We start from the raw sequence: 19,573 nt of genomic DNA on the forward strand, positions 1-19,573 counted from the left end.
GCGGGGCGCCGGGACCGGCCTCCGCCCGCCGGGGACGGTCACGTCCCCGCCCGCGCCGCCTCCCGCACCTCCGGCGACCGGAGGCGCTCGGCCGTCCGCTCCGCCGTGCGGTGGGCCCAGCGGCCGCTCGTGACGGCGCCGAGGACGAGGACCGCGAGGCCGCAGGCGGCCAGGATCCACCAGCCGGGGCGGGCGGCGGAGACGAAGGTGTCGCGGTACGCCGATCCGCTCACGCCCGCCGCCAGCACCGCGCCGACCACCGCCACGCCGAGGGTCTGGCCCAGCTGGCGGCTGGTGGAGGCGACGGCCGCCGCCACCCCGGCCTGGGACCGGGGCATGCCGGAGACCGCGGTGTTGGTGATGGGCGCGTTGACGAAGCCGAAGCCGATGCCGAACAGGACGTAGCCGAGGAAGAGGGTGAGGTCGGACGTCTCGGCCTCGAAGGCGGCGAAGAGGGTCCCGCTCACGGTCAGCGCCCCACCCGCGATCAGCAGCGGCAGGCGCGGCCCCCTGCTGCCGACCAGCCGCCCGGACAGCGGGGCGCACAGGAAGGTCGGGACGGCCATCGGCAGCATCCACAGGCCGGCCTCCAGGGCGCTCAGTCCGCGCACGTTCTGGAGATACAGCGTGGACAGGAACAGGAAGCCGCCCAGCGCGGCGAACGCGCTGATCGCTATGACGGTGGCCCCGCTGAACGGCGCCGACCGGAAGAAGCGCAGCTCGATGAGGGGGTCGGTGCGGCGGGGCTCGTGCAGGAGCAGGCCGATCAGCGCGGCGAGCGCCAGTACCGCGAAGGGCAGCACGGTGCGGAACCCGGCGTTCGGCGCCTCGATGATCGCGTACGTCAGGGAACCGAACAGCACGATCACCATCAGCTGGCCCAGCGGGTCGGGGCGCCGGGCCTTCGGCGCGCGGGACTCGGGGACGAAGCGGAGGGTGAGCAGGAGGGCGGCCAGGCCCACCGGGAGGTTGACCCAGAAGATCGAGCGCCAGCCGACCGACTCCACCAGCACCCCGCCCACCAGGGGACCGGCGGCCATGGAGATGCCGACCACCGCGCCCCAGACACCGATCGCGCGGGCGCGCTCGCGCGGGTCGGTGAAGGTGTTGGTGATGATCGACATCGCGACCGGGTTGAGCATCGAACCGCCCACCGCCTGCATCATCCGGAAGACGATCAGCGAGGACAGGCCGGGGGCCAGCGAGCAGAGCAGCGAGCCGAGCGTGAAGATCACCAGGCCGGTCATGAAGACCCGCTTGCGGCCGATCCGGTCGGCGGTGGAGCCGGACAGCATCAGCAGCGCGGCCAGCACCAGCGTGTACGCGTCGATGGCCCACTGGAGGCCCGACGTGCTCGCGTGCAGGTCGCGCTGCATGGAGGGGAGGGCGACGTTGAGGATCGTGTTGTCGATACTCACGATCAGCAGGCTCATGCAGCAGATGGCGAGCACGAGCATGCGGCGGCGATGGGTGAGCTCGGGCATGAACTCCAGCCTACGCCTACTTCAATAGTGCGTCTAACTAATGACCGGTGCACCGGTCTTCGTCCACAGGCGCGACGGGCACCGCCCCGCGTGCGTGACAATGGGGGAATGTCCACGCTCACCACGTCCGCCCCCCACCCCACCGCCGCGCCGTTGCGCATCGGCCCGCACACCGTCGCGCCGCCGGTGGTGCTGGCGCCGATGGCCGGGATCACCAACGCGCCGTTCCGCACGCTGTGCCGTGAGTTCAGCGGGGGCAAGGGCCTGTTCGTGAGCGAGATGATCACCACCCGGGCGCTGGTCGAGCGCAACGAGAAGACCATGCAGCTGATCCACTTCGACGCGACGGAGACCCCGCGCTCGATCCAGCTGTACGGCGTCGACCCGGTGACCGTCGGCAAGGCCGTCCGCATGATCGCGGAGGAGGGCCTGGCCGACCACATCGACCTGAACTTCGGCTGCCCGGTGCCCAAGGTGACCCGCAAGGGCGGCGGCTCGGCGCTGCCGTACAAGCGGCACCTGCTGCGGGCCATCGTCCGCGAGGCCGTCACCGGCGCCGGTGACCTGCCCGTCACGATGAAGATGCGCAAGGGCCTCGACGACGACCACCTCACCTACCTCGACGCCGGCCGCATCGCCGTCGAGGAGGGCGTCACCGCCATCGCCCTGCACGGCCGCACCACCGCCCAGCACTACGGCGGCACCGCCGACTGGGACGCCATCGCCCGCCTCAAGGAGCACGTCCCGGAGATCCCCGTCCTCGGCAACGGCGACATCTGGTCCGCCGAGGACGCGCTGCGCATGGTGCGGGAGACCGGCTGCGACGGCGTCGTCGTCGGACGCGGCTGCCTCGGACGGCCGTGGCTCTTCGCCGACCTGGTCGCCGCCTTCGAGGGCCGCACCGACTCGTTCGTACGGCCGACCCTGCGCGAGGTCGCCGACGTGATGGTGCGGCACGCGACCCTGCTCGGGGAGTGGATCGGAAATGGGGGGACGGCCCGAAGGGCCACCGTTGAGGGTGGTGGTGGGCGACGGGAGGGCGAGGCGCGCGGCGTCATCGACTTCCGCAAGCACGTCGCCTGGTACCTCAAGGGCTTCGCCGTCGGCTCCGAGATGCGCAAGCGGCTCGCCGTCACCTCCTCCCTGGAGGCCCTGCGCGCCGGCCTCGACGAACTCGACCTCGACCAGCCCTGGCCCGCCGGCGCGGACGGCCCCCGCGGCCGTACCTCCGGCAACAACCGGGTGGTCCTGCCCGACGGCTGGCTCAAGGACCCGTACGACTGCGCGGGCGTCGGCGAGGACGCGGAGCTGGACACCTCCGGCGGCTGACCGGCCTACGGCGAGGTGATCACTTGGCCCATTCGAAGTTGAACGGGCTGCAGGTGTCCGACAGGACCTCGCGAGTGCCGTACTCGCCCAGGCAGACCCGGTAGGAGATGTATCCACCGTCCTCGGCCAGGTTCATATTCACGTCAAGCCTGTCGTACTTGCCGTAGTAGTTCCAGGCGCGCAGGTAGTCGTCGCCGTTCTCGTCGCTGCGCAGGTACTCCACCACCACGGAGTGCCCGTCGGCGGCGTTGTCCCAGACCAGCAGGTGGTCGCCGTCATGGACGAACGACGCCGAGCCGTTGCAGTCGTGGGTCCAGTTGTGCGAGGTGCACACGTCGCCTTCGTGTCTCACGCCCACGTAGGTCACGGTGTACTCGGCGGCCGAGGCGGTGGCGGCCAGGGGGAGTACGGCCAGAGTGGCCGCACTGAGGGCGGCGACGCAGACGGTGCGCTTCTTCATGTGCGGTGATCCTCACGTCGGGCGGGCCCGCCGACGGCCGGTCCGCCCAGGAGGGCGCCCCCGGCGGCGAGTTGGGAACCCGGTGATCGTAGGCCCAGAAGCGTGCAGGTCGAACGTATTTTCACCGACTGGGATGCGGGGTGGAGCCGTACGCCGTCAGGAAACGGTCGCGGAATGAACTCATCCGCCATACGGGCGCGTCCTTCGCCGGCCGGAGCCCCTCCGTCCAGTTCCAGCCGTCGATCGCGTCGAGCACCTTCGGGTCCCTGGCGACGATCGACACCGGGACGTCCCGGCTCGCCTTGTTCCCGCTCACGCGGGCGAGCGGCTGGTGGTCGCCGAGGAACACGAGGACGGTGTCGTCGGTGCCGTAGCGCTCCAGCCACTGGGTGAGGCTGGTGACCGAGTACTGGATCGACTTGCCGTACTCCTCCTTCGAGCGGGCGGAGTCGGTGATGATGTCGGGCGCCCGCACGCCCGCCGCCTCGATGCCGTCGTACACCGACCCGTCGCCGACCTCGTCCCAGCCGACCATCCTCGGGATCGGCGCCCAGGGCTGGTGGCTGGAGGTGAGGATGACCTCCGCCAGCAGCGGCCGGTCGCGCTTCCTGCCGTGCTCCAGGCGCTGGAACGCCTCCAGCGCGTACTGGTCCGGCATCGTCGACCAGCTGAACTTCGGCCCCCGGTAGCCCATGTCGAACGCGTCGTAGACCTTGTCGAGCCCGTGCCAGTCCGCCTCCGGCCAGGCCTTCTGCACCCCCGGCATGATCCCGACCGTGTCCCAGTCGCCGGTCTTGCGGAAGGCCTTGGTGAGCGTGAGGCGGTCGCCGGCGGTGACGGTGCGGTAGCGCTGCTGGTTGTCCACCCACAGGCCGGACAGGAAGGTGGAGTGCCCGAGCCAGCTGCTGCCGCCGTACGTCGCCGAGGTCAGCCAGCCGCTGCGGGCGTGGAAGCCCGCCTTCGCCAGCGCCTCGGTGCTCGCGTCCAGGGTCCGGTCGACACCCGGTGCCATCACCGGGTCCTCGACGGCGCTGCGGCCGTAGCTCTCGATGAACGTGAAGACCATGTCCTTGCCGCGCAGGTCCGGCACCAGCTCGGCGCCGGGTGTGGCGCCGAAGCGGTCCGCCTTCGCCTCCTTCGCGAAGGCCGCCTCGTCCCGCAGCGTGTCCACGACCCGGTGCGCCTGTGCCTCCATCGCCCGGGAGGCACTGGTGGTGGCCACCGGCACGCCGAAGGTCTGCAACCCCAGCGAGGCGCAGGTCATCCACACGGTGGCCGTCAGCAGCGCGCCCCGGGCCGCCCGCTCCCGGTGCGCGGCGAGCAGTTCGCCGAGCCGGACCGACGCCAGCGCCATGAGCACCACCAGCGAGACGGCCAGCACGACGGCGCCCACCGCGGCCCAGGCCGCCGTCGCCCCGCCCATCGAGTCCGCCACGAACGACTGGGCGTCGTCGAGCAGGCCCCAGTCCAGGACGAGGTTGAAGTTCCGGCCCAGGTACTCGGTGAAGCCCATGTCGAGCAGGTTCAGCACGGTCAGCGCGCCCAGGACGGTCCCGAACAGCGCGGCCGCCACCAGGCGTGGCACCCGGGGCAGGCAGAGCAGCAGCACCGCCGCGACGACCGCCTCGACCGGGATCCGTGCGAAGCGGTTGGGCTCCAGGGCCGCCGGCGTGTTCGGCAGCAGCAGCGCTCCGCACACCAGAATGGCCGAAAGGGCCGTGGTGACCCGGCGGACCACGACGGCGGCGCGCGGGTGCCGGGAGCGCCACGCGCGCCCGTGGGCGAGGCGGGCCCCGAGGGCCGTGAGGGCCCTCAGCGGGGCGGGTCCGGGTGCGCCAGGGGTGTCGGGATCGTCGCCGGCTGTCTGCGGCGGCCGGCGGAAAGGCGTGATGACGGGCACCCGAAGGTCCTTCCGTGCGAAACCCGGTGGACGGCGGGCCCCGGCGAGGGGGCCGGGACCCGCCGCACTCTCGTACGTCCGGCGCCGGCGGTCCGTTCACGGGTCCGCATGGTGAAATCCGGCGGCCTGTGGGAGCGTGATTCTCGCCACCTCTGATAAGGACGGTGCTCAGATGAGCGGATCATGGGTGACTCCACTTCTCCAAGGTGTGGCACTGAGTGCCATGCGTTGATCGTTCATCGAGCGAACTCAAACGTAGATAATGATGCTCAAGTGAGCGGAGAGTTTGGCGTACGAGAGTTCATGTGTTCAGGAAGTGAAAACACAAGTGGTCGGTCGCTTGCCAAGCCTTGACTTTCGATCCGCTGGCGGACGGGTGGTTACAGGCGCATGACGCACACGTGGACGTACCCACAGGCCTTTGATCTGGGTACATTCCTCGCCGTCAGGGCAGCCACCGCGTCCTCGAGGAGTCGAGACCCGTGTCGGAAAACAAAGATCCCCAGGTAGCGAACGCAGCGAAGTTCGTTTACGACTTCACCGAGGGCAACAAGGACCTCAAGGACCTCCTCGGCGGCAAGGGCGCCAACCTCGCCGAGATGACCAACCTGGGTCTCCCGGTCCCTCCCGGCTTCACGATCACCACCGAGGCCTGCAAGACCTACCTCGACAGCGGCGAGGAGCCCGCGGCACTGCGTGACGAGGTGAGTGCGCACCTCGACGCCCTGGAAGTCACGATGGGCAAGAAGCTCGGCCAGGCCGACGACCCCCTCCTCGTGTCGGTCCGCTCCGGGGCCAAGTTCTCCATGCCCGGCATGATGGACACCGTCCTCAACATCGGCCTCTCCGACAAGTCCGTGCAGGGCCTGGCCAAGCAGGCCGGCGACGACCGCTTCGCGTGGGACTCCTACCGCCGCCTGATCCAGATGTTCGGCAAGACCGTCCTCGGCGTCGACGGCGACCTCTTCGAGGAGGCGCTGGAGGCGGCCAAGACGGCCAAGAAGGTCGCGGTCGACACCGAGCTGGAGGCCGCCGACCTCAAGAAGCTCGTCACCAAGTTCAAGAAGATCGTCAAGACCGAGGCCGGCCGGGACTTCCCGCAGGACCCGCGCGAGCAGATGGATCTCGCCATCAAGGCGGTCTTCGAGTCCTGGAACGGCGAGCGCGCCAAGCTCTACCGCCGCCAGGAGCGCATCCCGCACGACCTCGGCACCGCCGTCAACGTGTGCTCCATGGTCTTCGGCAACCTCGGCCCCGACTCCGGCACCGGCGTCGCCTTCACCCGCGACCCCGCCTCCGGGCACCAGGGCGTCTACGGCGACTACCTCCAGAACGCCCAGGGCGAGGACGTCGTCGCGGGCATCCGCAACACCGTCGCGCTGGCGGACCTGGAGCAGATCGACAAGAAGTCGTACGACCAGCTGATGCAGATCATGGAGACGCTGGAGAACCACTACCTGGACCTGTGCGACATCGAGTTCACCATCGAGCGCGGCCAGCTGTGGATGCTCCAGACCCGCGTCGGCAAGCGCACCGCGGGCGCCGCCTTCCGGATCGCCACCCAGCTCGTCGACCAGGGCCTGATCGACGAGGCCGAGGCCCTCCAGCGGGTCACCGGCGCCCAGCTCGCCCAGCTGATGTTCCCCCGCTTCGACGACGAGGCGAAGGTCGAGAAGGTCGGCCGGGGCATCGCCGCCTCGCCGGGCGCGGCGGTCGGCAAGGCCGTCTTCGACTCGTACACCGCCGTCAAGTGGTCCCGGTCCGGCGAGAAGGTCATCCTGGTCCGCCGCGAGACCAACCCCGACGACCTGGACGGCATGATCGCCGCCGAGGGCATCCTGACCTCGCGCGGCGGCAAGACCTCCCACGCGGCCGTGGTGGCGCGCGGCATGGGCAAGACCTGTGTCTGCGGCGCCGAGGAGCTGGAGGTCGACACCAAGCGCCGCCGGATGACCGTGCCCGGCGGGCACGTCGTCGAGGAGGGCGACGTGATCTCCATCGACGGCTCCTCCGGCAAGGTCTACCTCGGCGAGGTGCCGGTCGTGCCCTCCCCGGTCGTCGAGTACTTCGAGGGCCGGATGCACGCGGGCGCCGAGGACGCCGACGAACTGGTCGAGGCCGTGCACCGGATCATGGCCTTCGCCGACCGCAAGCGCCGGCTGCGGGTGCGCGCCAACGCCGACAACGCCGAGGACGCGCTGCGCGCCCGCCGGTTCGGTGCCCAGGGCATCGGGCTGTGCCGCACCGAGCACATGTTCCTCGGCGACCGGCGCGAGCTGGTGGAGCGGCTGATCCTCGCCGACACCGAGGCGGTGCGCGAGGAGTCCCTCAAGGAGCTGCTGCCGCTCCAGAAGCAGGACTTCGTCCAGCTCTTCGAGTCGATGGACGGCCTCCCGGTCACGGTCCGCCTCCTCGACCCGCCGCTGCACGAGTTCCTGCCCGACATCACCGAACTGTCGGTGCGCGTGGCGCTCGCGGAGTCCCGTCAGGAGCCGCACGAGAACGAGCTGCGCCTGCTCCAGGCCGTGCACCGGCTGCACGAGCAGAACCCGATGCTGGGCCTGCGCGGGGTGCGCCTCGGCCTGGTCATCCCCGGCCTGTTCACCATGCAGGTCCGCGCCATCGCCGAGGCCGCGGCCGAGCGCAAGGCGGCCAAGGGCGACCCGCGCGCCGAGATCATGATTCCGCTGGTCGGCACCGTCCAGGAACTGGAGATCGTCCGCGAGGAGGCCGACCAGGTCATCGCCGAGGTCGAGGCCGCCACCGGCGCCAAGCTCAAGCTGTCGATCGGCACGATGATCGAGCTGCCGCGCGCCGCGCTGACCGCCGGGCAGATCGCCGAGGCCGCGGAGTTCTTCTCCTTCGGCACCAACGACCTGACCCAGACCGTGTGGGGCTTCAGCCGCGACGACGTCGAGGCCAGCTTCTTCACGGCCTACCTGGAGAAGGGCATCTTCGGCGTCTCCCCGTTCGAGACCATCGACAAGGACGGTGTCGGCTCCCTGGTCGCCGCCGCCGCGAAGGCCGGCCGCGCCACGCGTCCCGACCTGAAGCTCGGCGTCTGCGGCGAGCACGGCGGCGACCCCGAGTCGGTCCACTTCTTCCACGAGGTGGGTCTGGACTACGTCTCCTGCTCCCCGTTCCGGATCCCGGTGGCCCGCCTGGAGGCGGGCCGGGCGGCGTCGCGGTCGAAGGGCAGCGACCACCGGTAACCCCCGAACGGGGTCAAAGGCCCCGGAGCCGCCGTCTGTCACCCGACCACCCTCACCGATCGGCGGCGGCTCCGGACCACGAGAAAAGGCGGCACCCGTGCGGGGGTGCCGCCTTTTGTGACACGTGCAACGGTGTGAATTCCTGTCCGCTGAGCAGCAGCAAGCTGTCAGCAGACTCGGAGGGCCCTGGCAGCGGACAGCGGCCGACACCCGGAACGGTGGTTGGATGACCCAGACGGATCACAGGGAACCGGCCGGTACGGCCCACCGGGACGGGAGCGGGGACAGAGCGGCGGGGAAGGTGCCCAGCCCCCGGACCGGCGCGGAGGAGAGAGTCCCCGAGGCCGGGCCACCCGTGGCCCGGAACCGGCTCGCCGCCCTGGACGGACTGCGGTTCCTGGCGGCCCTGTCCGTGGTCTTCTTCCACTTCGTCGGTCAGGTGCCCTCCACGATGCAGACCATGTGGGGCCGCCCCGTCGACAGCGTCTTCCCCGAGGCCCAGAGCTACTTCGCCTACGGCCGGCTCGGCGTCGAACTCTTCTTCCTGATCAGCGGGTTCGTCATCTGCATGAGCGCGTGGGGCCGCACCCCGCGCGACTTCTTCATCTCCCGCGTCACCCGGCTGTACCCCATGTACTGGGTGGCCATCGCGATCACGGCATGCGTGATCTACTTCGCCGGTGACCCGTTCGGGCAGCCGCACCCGCGCGTGATCTTCGCCAACCTGACGATGCTCCAGACGCCGCTGGGCGTGGAGAACCTGGACTCCGTCTACTGGACGCTCTGGCCCGAGCTGTGCTTCTACCTCACCTTCGCGGTCGTGGTGTGGAAGGGCCTGACGTACCAGCGGGTGGTGATCTACTGCGGCCTGTGGACGGTCGCCGCCGTGCTCGCCCCCGGCGCCGACATCCACCTGCTCACCCTGCTGGTGAACCCGCCGTCCGCGCCCTACTTCATCGCGGGCATGGCCTTCTACCTCATGTACCGCTACCGCCCCACCCCGCTGCTGTGGGGCATCGTCGCCATGTCGTGGCTGCTGGCGCTGCACTACCTGCTGACGCCCGGCGGCGGCCGTCTGGACTGGGACGTGTGGCAGCCCGGGCGCGGCTGGCTGGTCCTGATCATCACCGTGTTCTTCCTGCTGGTCGCCGCCGTCGCGCTCGGCTGGACCAGCCGCATCCGCTGGCGCGGACTGACCGTCGCGGGCACGCTGACCTTCCCGCTGTACCTGCTGCACGACGCCATCGGCGTCAACGTCATGCACCACTTCGGCGACCGGGCCCACCCGTGGGTCGTGGTCTGCGTCACCGTCGCCGCCCTGGTCGCGCTGTCCTACGTGGTGCAGCGGTTCGTCGAGCGCCCGGTGGCCCGGGCCGCACGGCGCTGGCTGAGCAGCGCCGCGTTCAGCCTCAGGGCGCCGGAGCCCCGCCGCTGAACGACGGGGCTCCAGGGGCGCGACGCGGGCCGGGCGCGGGGCGGTTCGGGCCGCGCCGCGGTTCAGGCCGCGCCGTCGCTGCGGCGGCGGCGCGCGGCCAGCAGCAGTCCGCCGCCCGCGAGCACGACGACCGCGCCGCCCGCCGCCAGGTACGGGGTGCTGTCGTCGCCGCCGGTCTCGGCCAGGTCGGTGCCCTGCTGCCCGGCGGCCTCGGCGCCGCCGCCCTCCTCGCTCCCGGAGTCCTTCCCGCTCCCGGCGTCCGCCGCGTCGTCCGTGTCCTTGGCGCCGCTGTCCTTGCCGTCGGCGGGCACGAAGCCGGCCGGCGGCTTGTCGCAGCCGACGCCGTCCTTGTCGCGGTCCAGGTGCTCGCCGTAGTGCTCGTCGCCCTTCTTGATGTTGGAGTAGCCGGCGTCGTACGCCTCGGAGCAGTTCTTGAACGGGTGGGCGCCGTCGTGCGCCTGGGCGGCGGCGGCCGGCAGGGCGGCGAGGGCCAGTGCGGCGACGGTCACGGCGGCGGGCTTGCGGAGCAGCTTCATCGAGAGTCCCGGGAACGGTGTGGATGGGCGGATATGAGGTGACGAAGCTATTGAGGTGACCAAGATGTGGTGGGGATATGAAGGACTCGTGATGAGAACGTGACGTGACCGGACGGTAGCTCTCCGCTCAGGGCCGCCGGGCGCGTACGGTGAGACGGGTCAGGACCGGGGAAGGAGCCGCGGATGACCGGCTGGAGCACGGGCGACATCCCCGACCTGGACGGGCGCGTCGCCGTCGTCACCGGGGCCAACGGCGGCCTCGGCTACGTGATCGCCCGGGAGCTGGCCCGCAAGGGCGCGACCGTCGTACTCGCCTGCCGCAGCGAGGAGCGGGGGAGCGCGGCCGTGCGGCGCCTGATGGGCGAGGTGCCCGCCGCCGCCGTGGAACCGGCGCGGCTGGACCTCGGCGACCTGGCCTCGGTCCGGGAGTTCGCCTACGGACTGCCGTACGAGCGGGTCGATCTCCTCGTCAACAACGCCGGGGTGATGGCGCTGCCGCACGGCACGACGGTGGACGGCTTCGAGACCCAGTTCGGCGTCAACCACCTGGGGCACTTCGCGCTCACCGGGCTGCTGCTGCCCTCCCTGCTGGCCGCCCCCGGGGCCCGGATCGTGACCGTCTCCAGCGTCCTGCACGCGCTGGCCAGGGTCGATCCGCGCGACCTCAACAGCGTGCGGCGGTACGGGCGCTGGACCGCGTACGCCCGCTCGAAGTCCGCCAACCTGCTCTTCACCCACGAGCTGGCGCGCCGGCTCGCGGGACGGGAGGACGCCTCGGACGTCCGTGCGGTCGCCGCCCACCCCGGGTACGCGGAGACCGGACTCCACGGCGCCGGGCCCCGGGCCGAGGGGCGTCGGCTCGCCGAGCGGCTGGCGCGGCTCGGGAGCCGGGTCGTCGCCCAGTCCCCGGAGGCCGGCGCGCTGCCCGTGCTGTACGCGGCGACCGCGCCCGGCGTCCCCTCCGACTCCTTCACCGGACCGTCCTTCGCGATGTGGCGCGGGACGCCCGCACCGTCCTGGCGGGCGTCCTGGACCATCGACGACGCGATGGGCGAGCGGCTGTGGGCGGCCTCCGAACGGCTGACGGGCGTCATCTACGAGGCGCTGCTGCCCTGAGGGGCCCGGGGGCGGCCGGAGGGCGCCGGGGCGACCTCCGGCGCTCAGGCCGTCTGGCCGCCGTCCACCACGAGGTCGGTCCCCACCACCGACGCCGCGTCGTCGGACGCCAGGTACAGCACGGCCGCCGCGACCTCCGCCACCGCCGAGACCCGGCCGAGCGGCGTCTCCTGCCGCATCCGCTCGGCCCGCCCGGCCTCCGTCTCGCCCGGTCGCAGGGACATGGAGGTCGCCGTGGCGCCGGGGCTGACGGCGTTGATGCGGACCCCGTCCCCGATGTGGTCCAGGGCGGCGCCCCGGGTGAGGGCCGAGACGGCCGCCTTGGTCGCCGCGTAGGCCGTGGCGCCGGGGCTGCGCTTGTGTGCGCCGAAGGTGGAGGCGATGTTCACGATCGTGCCGCCGCCCGGCTGGGCGCGCATGTGCCGGACCTCGGCGCGCAGGGCGAGGAACACGCCGGTGACGTTGATGTCGAGCTGCGTGTGCCAGTCCTCCTCGGACAGGTCCGCGACGGGTACCCCGCCGCGGAAGACGCCCGCGTTGTTCACCGCCACGTCGAGGGAGCCGAAGTGCTCCACCGCGGCGGACACCAGGGCGTCCACGTCTTCGCGCCGGGTGACGTCCGCGGTGACGGCCAGTGCCTTGCCGCCCGCCTGCTCGACCAGGGCCGCCGTCTCGTCCAGCGGTCCCCTCGCGCGCCCGGCGACGACGACGTGCGCGCCCTCGGCGGCCAGGGCGAGGGCGACGGCCCGTCCGATGCCGGAGCCCGCGCCGGTGACGAGGGCGGTTTTGCCGGTGAAGCGCTGGGTGGTCATGAATCTCCCCTTTTTCTTGACCGATCGGTTCAGTATGTGGCCGTGAAGAGACCCCTCCGGAGAGGGGTGCGTCCGTTTCCTCAGTCGAGCAGCGCGAGGGCCGCTTCCGCCGCGTCCCGCATCCTGGCCGGGTCCGGCGAGGCCTTCCCGACCACCCGCATGCCCTGGAGCAGGACCAGCAGCATCCGGGCGAGCGCCAGCGGATCGCGCCCCGCGGGCAGGTCGCCCTCGGCGCGGGCCCGGGCCAGCGCCGAGTGCAGCACGGTCTCCAACTGGTCCCAGTTGCGCTCGACCCGCCGGGCGGCGACCGCGTCGTGCGCGGCCAGCTCGGCGGCGGTGTTGGTGACGAAGCAGCCGTGCAGGCGCGAGTCGTCGGCGCTCGCCTCGGCGGCGTAGCGCCGCACCAGGGCCCGCACGCCCGGCAGGGCCGGGCCCGGCCGGGACAGGTCCGCCAGCAGGTCCGGGAGCAGCCCCTGCTCGTAGCGCGCCAGCGCCTTCAGGTACAGCTCGCGCTTGTTGCCGAAGGTCGCGTAGATGCTGGCGCGCCCGACGCCGAGGTGCTCCACGAGGTCGGACATCGACGTCGCCTCGTAGCCGCGCCGCCAGAACAGCTCAAGGGCTGCCCGCAGCGCGGCGTCCGGATCGAACTCCTTGGTCCTGGCCACGATCGACAGCCTAGGACCATCTGAAACGATCGGTCAAGAAAGCCCGGCTCAGGCGGGGTTCACGGCGTTCACGGCCGGCACCGCCCGCACGGCCTGTACCCGATACGTCTCCACCCGCATCGCCGCGTCGTCCAGGCACTCCCCGGTCGTGAGGTCGAAGCGCTGCTTGAGCAGCGGGGAGGCGACGAACGGGCGGCCCTGGTGGGTGCCGGTCAGGCCGCGGGAGAGGACCGCCGCGCCGGTGAACGGGTCCCGGTTGTCGATGGCGTACAGCCCGCCGTCCCGGTCGCGGAACAGGGCCACCTGGCCGCCGTCCGGCAGCAGGGCCGCCACGCCCCGGCCCGGGAGCAGGGCGCCGAGGTCGCAGGCCGTGAACCAGTCGTCCGTCAGCCGCAGCCGGACCTCCAGGCCGGTCGTGTCGGGGGCGAGGGTCTCGGGTGCCATAGTCATCGCCGGGTGCTTCCTTCCAGGAGGTCGTCCGCTGAGGCGGGCCGCCGGCCGATGTCCAGCAGCGGCAGGTCGGGCTTGATCTGGTCGCGTTCGGGCACGAAGCCCACGACCGGGTCGGGGACGTCGGGGGCGTTCACGAAGGACACGAACCGGGCCAGCTTCTCCGGGTCGTTGACGGTCTCGGCCCACTCGTCGCGGTAGTGCGAGACGTGGGCCCGCATCAGGGACTCCAGCTCGTCGCAGATGCCGAGCGAGTCGTGCACGACGACGTCCCGTACGTGGTCCAGGCCGCCGGGGATGCGCTCCAGCCAGGTGGAGGTGCGCTCCAGCTTGTCGGCGGTGCGGATGTAGAACATCAGGAACCGGTCGATCAGGCGGACCAGTTCGGCGTCCGACAGGTCCTGCGCGAGCAGGTCCGCGTGGCGCGGGGTGGCCCCGCCGTTGCCGCCGACGTACAGGTTCCAGCCGTTGGAGGTGGCGATCACCCCGAAGTCCTTCGACTGGGCCTCGGCGCACTCGCGGGCGCACCCGGAGACCGCCGACTTCAGCTTGTGCGGGGAGCGCAGCCCCCGGTAGCGCAGCTCCAGGTCGATCGCCATCCGCACCGAGTCCTGGACGCCGTAGCGGCACCAGGTCTGCCCCACGCAGGACTTCACCGTGCGCAGCGACTTCCCGTACGCGTGCCCCGACTCGAAGCCGGCGTCCACCAGCCGGGCCCAGATCAGCGGCAGCTGCTCGACGCGGGCGCCGAACATGTCGATGCGCTGACCGCCGGTGATCTTCGTGTAGAGCCCGAAGTCCCGGGCGATCTCGCCGATGACGATCAGCTTCTCCGGCGCGATCTCACCGCCCGGGATGCGCGGCACGACGGAGTACGAGCCGTTGCGCTGGAGGTTGGCCAGGAAGTGGTCGTTGGTGTCCTGGAGCGCGGCCTGCTCGCCCTCCAGGACGTAGCCGCTGGCGCCGATGCTCGGGGCCAGCGAGGCGATGATCGAGCCGACCGCCGGCTTGCACACCTCGCAGCCCTCACCGCCCCGCGCGCCCTCCCGGCCGTGCCGGTCCAGCAGCTCCCGGTAGGAGGTGATCCGCAGGGCGCCGACGATCTCGTACAGCTCCTCGCGGGTCTGCGCGAAGCAGCCGCACAGCCCCTTGTCGACCTCGACTCCGCTCGCCTCCAGCTCGGCGGTGACCAGCTGGCCGAGCACCTTCACGCAGGAGCCGCAGCCGGTGCCGGCCCGGGTGCACTTCTTCACCTCGGGCACGGTCGTGCAGGAGTGCTCGGTCACCGCGCCGCGAATGGTGCCCTTGGTGACGTTGTGGCAGGAGCAGATCACCGCGTCGTCGGGCAGCGCGGCCGGGCCCAGCTGGGCCGGGGCCCCGGCACCGGCGGGCAGTACGAGCGACTCGGGGGAGACCGGCGGGACCGAGCCGGTGAAGGCCCGCAGGGTGCCGTACGCCTCCGCGTCGCCGACCAGGATGCCGCCGAGCAGCGTGCCGTCGCGGCCCACGACCAGCTTCTTGTACAGGCCCGCGCGGGAGTCGGAGTAGACGACGTCCAGGCAGTCCTCGGCGGTGCCGTGCGCGTCGCCGAAGGAGGCCACGTCCACGCCGAGCAGCTTCAGCTTGGTGGACAGGTCGGCGCCGGTGAAGGACGCCTCCTGGGCGGCGATGGTGGCGGCGGCCGTCTCGGCCTGCTCGTACCCCGGCGCCACCAGCCCGTACACCCGGCCGTCGGCGGCCAGCGCGCACTCGCCGATCGCGAACACGCGCTCGTCGGTGACCGTGCGGCACCGCTCGTCGACGCTGATGCCGCCGCGCTCGCCGACCGCCAGTCCGCAGTCCCGGGCGAGCTGGTCGCGGGGGCGGACACCGGCGCTGAACACCACGAGGTCGGTGGCGAGTTCGGAGCCGTCGGACAGCTTCATCCCGGTGACGGCGCCGTCCTCGCCGGTCGTGATCTCCTGGGTGCCGACGCCCGTGTGGACGGACAGGCCCATCTCCTCGATGGTGCGCAGCAGCGCCGCGCCGCCGCCCTCGTCGACCTGCACCGGCATCAGGCGGGGCGCGAACTCCACGATGTGCGAGGTGAGTCCGAGCCCGTTGAGCGCACCGGCGGCCTCCAGGCCGAGCAGCCCGCCGCCGACCACGGCACCGGTCGTCGCCCGGGTCCTCGCGTACGCCTCGATGGCGAGCAGGTCCTCGATCGTGCGGTAGACGAAGCAGCCCTCGGCGTCCTTGCCGGGCACCGGCGGGACGAACGGGTAGGAGCCGGTGGCCAGGACGAGGACGTCGTACTCGACGACCAGCCCGGAGCGGGCGGTCACCCTGCGCGCCTCCCGGTCGATCGTCTCCGCCGGATCCCCGACGCGCAGCTCGATGCCGTGCTCGGCGATGAAGGCCGGGTCGGTCATCGACAGGTCCTCGGGGGTCTTCCCCGAGAAGTACGAGGTGAGCTGGACGCGGTCGTAGGCGGGGCGCGGCTCCTCGCACAGGACGACCACGCGGTGGGTGCCGGTCAGGCCGCGCTCGGCGAGGGCCTCCAGGAAGCGCTGGCCGACCATGCCGTGGCCGACCAGCACGATCGTCGGGGGGTTCCCCGGGGTGGCGGTCATCAGGAGCCTCCGTCTTGGGTGAGCAGGTGGAGCAGGGGGCCGCCGTCGGAGGGGAGCGGCTCTGCTCCCTCCCAGGCGCGCGCCAGCGCGCCGACGGTGCCGAGTTCGCCGACCAGCACCCCGCCCACCAGCCGGTCGTCGCGGACGACGACCTTGCGGTAGGTGCCCCGGGTGGCGTCGGCGAGCTGCACGACGTCGTCGCCGGGGCGGGGGTCGGTCTCGCCGAACGCGGCGAGGTCGAGGGGGGCGAACGGGCTGTCCGCCCCGGTGAGGGTGAGCCGGGTCAGTGCGCGGGTGCCGGTGTAGTGCCGGGTGGCGGTCCCGCCCTCCGCGAGCAGTTCGGCCAGCACCCCGGCCTGTTCGAGGGCGGGCGCGGCCAGGCCGTAGACGCGGTCCGCGTGCTGGGCGCAGTCGCCGATCGCGCGGATGTGCGGGTCGGAGGTGCGCAGCTCGTCGTCGACGAGGACGCCCTTGCCGACCGCCAGCCCCGCCTCCCGCGCCAGCCCGGCCCGCGGCCGCACCCCGCACGCGAGCACCACCAGGTCGGCGCCGAGGGCGTACCCGTCGCCCATCTCCACCGACCGCACCGCCCCGCCGACGCTGCGCACGTCCCGTACCCGGCACTCGGTGTGCACCTCCACGCCGAGGCCCTCCAGGTGCCGCCGCACCAGCGCGGAGGCCGCCGGGTCGAGCTGCCGCTCCATCAGCCGCTCGGACTGCTGGGCGAGCACGACCTGGGCGCCGCGCACGGCCAGCGCACGGGCGGCGGACACCCCGAGCAGCCCGCCGCCGATCACGACGGCCCGCACCCCCGGCCGTACCGCCTTCGACAACCCGAGGCAGTCGTCCATCGTCCGGAACGCGTGCACGCCCTCGGGCAGCTCGTGGTCCGGGGTGAACAGGCCGCGCAGGGGCGGCAGCACCGCGTTGGAGCCGGTGGCCAGGACCAGCGTGTCGTACGCGATCACGGACCCGTCGGCGCAGCGCACGGTCCGCCCGGCCCGGTCGATGCCGGTGACCCGGCCGCGCAGCAGCCCGGCGGGCGCCGGCAGGGCGATCACCTCGGGGCCGTACCGTCCGGCCAGCACCTCGGCGAGCAGCACCCGGTTGTACGGGCGGTGCTCCTCGTCGCCGAGGGTCAGCGCGGGCGTGCCCAGCTCACCGAGCCGCCGGGCGAGCGTCACACCCGCCAGTCCGGCGCCGATCACCACCACACGCGTTTTCGAGGTCATGGCACCGAGCGTGCGGTGCGGGTGTTACCCGGCCGCATCCCTTCTGTTTCCCACGGGGAACGCTGCCCTCAGCGGGCCCGGCCGGCGCGTGTGAGGGCCCCGGCCGGGGCGCGGGAACCTCAGAAGTCCCTCATCTCGATGGACGGCACATCCATCCCGTCCATAAGGTCGCGATCATGCCCGACATATCGCTGACCACGGTCGTCCTGCTCTGCCTCGCCGCACTCGCGGCCGGCTGGATCGACGCCGTGGTCGGCGGCGGCGGCCTCCTGCTGCTGCCCGCGCTCCTGCTCGGCCTGCCCTCCGGCACCCCGGCCGCGCACGCGCTCGGCACCAACAAGGCGGTCGCCATCGTCGGCACCACCGGCGCGGCGGTGACGTACGCCCGCAAGGCACCGGTGGACGTGCGCACCGCCGTACGCATCGGCCTGGCGGCGCTGGCCGGGTCCTCGGGCGGCGCCTTCTTCGCCGCCGGGATGAGCACCGAGGTCCTGAAACCGGTGATCATGGTGGTGCTGCTCGCGGTCGCCGCCTTCGTGATCTTCCGCCCCGCCTTCGGCACCGCGCCCGCCACCGGCCCGGCCACCCGCCGCCGGATCCTCGCCGCGATCGGTCTCGCGGGCCTCGGCATCGGCTTCTACGACGGCCTCGTCGGCCCCGGCACCGGAACCTTCCTGGTCCTGGCCCTCACCGCGCTGCTCCACCTGGACCTGGTGACCGCCTCCGCCACCGCCAAGATCGTCAACTGCTGCACCAACGCCGGCGCCCTCGCCACCTTCGCCTGGCAGGGCGCGGTGCTGTGGCAGCTGGCCGTCCTGATGGCCGCCTTCAACCTGGCCGGCGGCATGTTCGGCGCCCACACGGCCCTCAAGAGGGGCAGCGGCTTCGTCCGCGTCGTCCTGCTGACGGTCGTCTTCGCCCTGGTGGCGAACCTGGCGTGGGAGCAGTGGGTGGCCTGAGCCCTTTGACGCGGGGGCCGGCAGGAGGCCCCGGGAGGCACTCCTGCCGGTGAGGTGTCAGTCGGCGTAGTGGCCGTAGCCGCCGTGGCCGATGTAGAGGCTGTCCGCCACCGGGCGTTCGCCCGTGCTGTCCGACGGGCGATTGACGACGGCCTGCTCGACGACGAGGGTGGTGGAGCCGCCGCCGTCCATGTTCAGGCCGTCCACCGCGCCCAGGTCGAGCAGGATGCGGGCGAACTCGTCGAGAGTGACGCCGTTGCGGCCGGACTTGCCGGTCGCGGTGACGAAGAGGGTGCGGCCCGGGCCGTCGACGGCTATGGCGCTGCGCGGGTCGACGGCGGTGTTCTGCCCGGTGTAGGCGTACTGGGCGTTGTGCACCAAGGGGTAGTGGCCGTTGACGACGTCGACCGAGGAGTCCAGGGGGATGTCGTCGCCGAAGCGCTCGTCGTGGAGGCGTTCCTCGAAGGCCAGATCGGTACCCGGGGTGGCGTGGGCGCGCAGCCAGTCGGCGCCCGTGCCGGTGCCCTGGAGCACGCGTCCGCCGGTGGGGACGGTGACGCCGCCCCGGCCGTTCGGGTTCAGCGACAGCACCGTGCCGTCGGCCGCGACGACCGCCTCGGCGCCGGGGTCGTCGTCCTCGGTGAAGCGGGCGTCGGCGTCGGGCACCGGCGTAGGCGCCTTGAACCGGGAGGTGAAGGCGATGATCTCGGAGGCGTCGGCGAAGACGCCGCCGCCGATCGAGCGGTCCGCGGTGGCTCCCGAGCCCTGGGCGCAGCCGGTCATCCAGCCGGGGTGCCGGTTGACGCCGTCCAGTGGCATCGGGGCGGCGCCGGGAGCGGTCACCGCCAGGTGGGTGGTGAAGTCGCCGATGTAGGGGCGGCCGTGCTGGATCAGCGCGGCCTCGCCCCGGCCCGCCGCCGAGCAGGACGCGCTCTGCACGACACCTTCTTGGACGGATATGCCCATGAACGCCAAGGTGTCGCCCTGGCGGTACCAGAACCCGCCGTTGAGCCCGGCGTGCGGCCACCGGGGGGCGTAGCCGGTGGTGGACTTCAGCATGTCCGTGGTCTTCTCGGCCCGCGCGCCGGAGGTGCCCGCGGTGCTCTCGACGGTCAGGGGGGCTGCGTCCGGGTCGGCCCGCAGGACGTGGACGACGCGGTCGTCGTCGGGGTTCTGGTAGGTGAACAGCGTGAGACCGGGCCCGGGGGACGCGGTCGTCCGGGTGTAGCCGGGGCTGGTGATCAGGGAAGTCGGCTCGTCCTGCCGGGACTCGGCGGAGGCGCGGGGCAGGCCGAGGCCGAGCAGCAGGGCCGCGGTGAAGAGGACGACCGCGCGGCGGTGCACGGCGGGACCCGGGAGCTTCTTCGTCAT

Annotated in this window: 15 protein-coding genes; 5 read left to right on the forward strand and 10 right to left on the reverse strand. The window is 72.2% G+C overall.

Annotation, left to right across the window (positions count from 1 at the left end; genetic code table 11):
- Positions 1-38: 38 nt before the first annotated feature.
- Positions 39-1,484, reverse strand: coding sequence for an MFS transporter (locus R2E43_RS25750; protein ID WP_003976304.1), 1,446 nt, complete (start codon positions 1,482-1,484; stop codon positions 39-41).
- A gap of 108 nt (positions 1,485-1,592) precedes the next feature.
- On the opposite strand from R2E43_RS25750, the gene dusB reads away from it, so the two are divergent.
- Positions 1,593-2,813, forward strand: coding sequence for a tRNA dihydrouridine synthase DusB (gene dusB, locus R2E43_RS25755; protein ID WP_003976305.1), 1,221 nt, complete (start codon positions 1,593-1,595; stop codon positions 2,811-2,813).
- Between the two features lie 19 nt (positions 2,814-2,832).
- Here the strand turns inward: dusB and R2E43_RS25760 are convergent, their stop codons facing one another.
- Both R2E43_RS25760 and R2E43_RS25765 read right to left on the reverse strand, forming a co-directional pair.
- Positions 2,833-3,273 carry a hypothetical protein gene (locus tag R2E43_RS25760; RefSeq protein ID WP_332056606.1) on the reverse strand — a complete coding sequence of 147 codons (441 nt, stop codon included), beginning with the start codon at positions 3,271-3,273 and terminating at the stop codon, positions 2,833-2,835.
- A gap of 121 nt (positions 3,274-3,394) precedes the next feature.
- A complete protein-coding gene (locus R2E43_RS25765) occupies positions 3,395-5,173 on the reverse strand; it encodes an alkaline phosphatase family protein (protein ID WP_030863785.1) in 1,779 nt (592 codons plus the stop codon).
- A gap of 482 nt (positions 5,174-5,655) precedes the next feature.
- On the opposite strand from R2E43_RS25765, the gene ppdK reads away from it, so the two are divergent.
- Together ppdK and R2E43_RS25775 are read left to right on the forward strand one after the other, a co-directional pair.
- Positions 5,656-8,385: a pyruvate, phosphate dikinase gene (gene ppdK / locus R2E43_RS25770; RefSeq protein ID WP_136209424.1), complete on the forward strand. Its 2,730-nt coding sequence runs from the start codon at positions 5,656-5,658 to the stop codon at positions 8,383-8,385.
- A 226-nt stretch (positions 8,386-8,611) separates the two neighbouring features.
- On the forward strand, positions 8,612-9,820 hold the full coding sequence (locus R2E43_RS25775) for an acyltransferase family protein (RefSeq protein ID WP_003976311.1): 1,209 nt from the start codon (positions 8,612-8,614) through the stop codon (positions 9,818-9,820).
- A gap of 62 nt (positions 9,821-9,882) precedes the next feature.
- On the opposite strand, the gene R2E43_RS25780 is transcribed toward R2E43_RS25775, so the two are convergent.
- Positions 9,883-10,356 (reverse strand): excalibur calcium-binding domain-containing protein, encoded by a 474-nt coding sequence (locus R2E43_RS25780; protein ID WP_011028384.1) that lies wholly within the window; start codon positions 10,354-10,356, stop codon positions 9,883-9,885.
- Positions 10,357-10,539: 183 nt separating this feature from the next.
- Between R2E43_RS25780 and R2E43_RS25785 the strand changes: the two genes are divergently transcribed.
- Positions 10,540-11,472, forward strand: a complete 933-nt coding sequence (locus R2E43_RS25785; RefSeq protein ID WP_319706827.1) for an oxidoreductase — start codon at positions 10,540-10,542, stop codon at positions 11,470-11,472.
- Between the two features lie 44 nt (positions 11,473-11,516).
- Here the strand turns inward: R2E43_RS25785 and R2E43_RS25790 are convergent, their stop codons facing one another.
- From R2E43_RS25790 to R2E43_RS25810, 5 genes are all read right to left on the reverse strand, one after another.
- Positions 11,517-12,284: an SDR family NAD(P)-dependent oxidoreductase gene (locus R2E43_RS25790; RefSeq protein ID WP_003976314.1), complete on the reverse strand. Its 768-nt coding sequence runs from the start codon at positions 12,282-12,284 to the stop codon at positions 11,517-11,519.
- An 80-nt stretch (positions 12,285-12,364) separates the two neighbouring features.
- The gene (locus R2E43_RS25795) at positions 12,365-12,949 is read right to left on the reverse strand and encodes a TetR/AcrR family transcriptional regulator (RefSeq protein ID WP_003976315.1); all 585 of its coding nucleotides are present in this window, start codon (positions 12,947-12,949) and stop codon (positions 12,365-12,367) included.
- A gap of 48 nt (positions 12,950-12,997) precedes the next feature.
- The gene (gene nirD, locus R2E43_RS25800) at positions 12,998-13,399 is read right to left on the reverse strand and encodes a nitrite reductase small subunit NirD (RefSeq protein ID WP_161270036.1); all 402 of its coding nucleotides are present in this window, start codon (positions 13,397-13,399) and stop codon (positions 12,998-13,000) included.
- On the reverse strand, positions 13,396-16,011 hold the full coding sequence (gene nirB, locus R2E43_RS25805) for a nitrite reductase large subunit NirB (RefSeq protein ID WP_191849398.1): 2,616 nt from the start codon (positions 16,009-16,011) through the stop codon (positions 13,396-13,398). The genes nirD and nirB overlap by 4 nt, the downstream gene beginning before the upstream one ends.
- Positions 16,011-17,243 carry an NAD(P)/FAD-dependent oxidoreductase gene (locus R2E43_RS25810; RefSeq protein WP_003976318.1) on the reverse strand — a complete coding sequence of 411 codons (1,233 nt, stop codon included), beginning with the start codon at positions 17,241-17,243 and terminating at the stop codon, positions 16,011-16,013. Before R2E43_RS25810 ends, nirB begins: the two co-directional genes overlap by 1 nt.
- 176 nt (positions 17,244-17,419) lie before the next feature.
- On the opposite strand from R2E43_RS25810, the gene R2E43_RS25815 reads away from it, so the two are divergent.
- Complete coding sequence (locus R2E43_RS25815; protein WP_136208604.1) at positions 17,420-18,202, forward strand: sulfite exporter TauE/SafE family protein; 783 nt, start codon at positions 17,420-17,422, stop codon at positions 18,200-18,202.
- 57 nt (positions 18,203-18,259) lie between these two features.
- Here R2E43_RS25815 and R2E43_RS25820 read toward each other — a convergent pair whose 3' ends face one another.
- The gene (locus R2E43_RS25820; protein ID WP_030863803.1) at positions 18,260-19,573 is read right to left on the reverse strand and encodes a phosphodiester glycosidase family protein; all 1,314 of its coding nucleotides are present in this window, start codon (positions 19,571-19,573) and stop codon (positions 18,260-18,262) included.

This window comes from Streptomyces violaceoruber (assembly GCF_033406955.1).
Lineage (GTDB): Bacteria > Actinomycetota > Actinomycetes > Streptomycetales > Streptomycetaceae > Streptomyces > Streptomyces violaceoruber.

Bases quoted from the DNA above. Each gene is read 5' to 3' on its own strand.
- nirD (WP_161270036.1), bottom strand. From the start codon at position 13,399: ATGACTATGGCACCCGAGACCCTCGCCCCCGACACGACCGGCCTGGAG.
- R2E43_RS25820 (WP_030863803.1), bottom strand. From the start codon at position 19,573: ATGACGAAGAAGCTCCCGGGTCCCGCCGTGCACCGCCGCGCGGTCGTC.
- dusB (WP_003976305.1), top strand. From the start codon at position 1,593: ATGTCCACGCTCACCACGTCCGCCCCCCACCCCACCGCCGCGCCGTTG.
- R2E43_RS25760 (WP_332056606.1), bottom strand. From the start codon at position 3,273: ATGAAGAAGCGCACCGTCTGCGTCGCCGCCCTCAGTGCGGCCACTCTG.
- R2E43_RS25780 (WP_011028384.1), bottom strand. From the start codon at position 10,356: ATGAAGCTGCTCCGCAAGCCCGCCGCCGTGACCGTCGCCGCACTGGCC.
- R2E43_RS25810 (WP_003976318.1), bottom strand. From the start codon at position 17,243: ATGACCTCGAAAACGCGTGTGGTGGTGATCGGCGCCGGACTGGCGGGT.
- R2E43_RS25790 (WP_003976314.1), bottom strand. From the start codon at position 12,284: ATGACCACCCAGCGCTTCACCGGCAAAACCGCCCTCGTCACCGGCGCG.
- R2E43_RS25750 (WP_003976304.1), bottom strand. From the start codon at position 1,484: ATGCCCGAGCTCACCCATCGCCGCCGCATGCTCGTGCTCGCCATCTGC.
- R2E43_RS25785 (WP_319706827.1), top strand. From the start codon at position 10,540: ATGACCGGCTGGAGCACGGGCGACATCCCCGACCTGGACGGGCGCGTC.
- R2E43_RS25815 (WP_136208604.1), top strand. From the start codon at position 17,420: ATGCCCGACATATCGCTGACCACGGTCGTCCTGCTCTGCCTCGCCGCA.
- R2E43_RS25775 (WP_003976311.1), top strand. From the start codon at position 8,612: ATGACCCAGACGGATCACAGGGAACCGGCCGGTACGGCCCACCGGGAC.
- nirB (WP_191849398.1), bottom strand. From the start codon at position 16,011: ATGACCGCCACCCCGGGGAACCCCCCGACGATCGTGCTGGTCGGCCAC.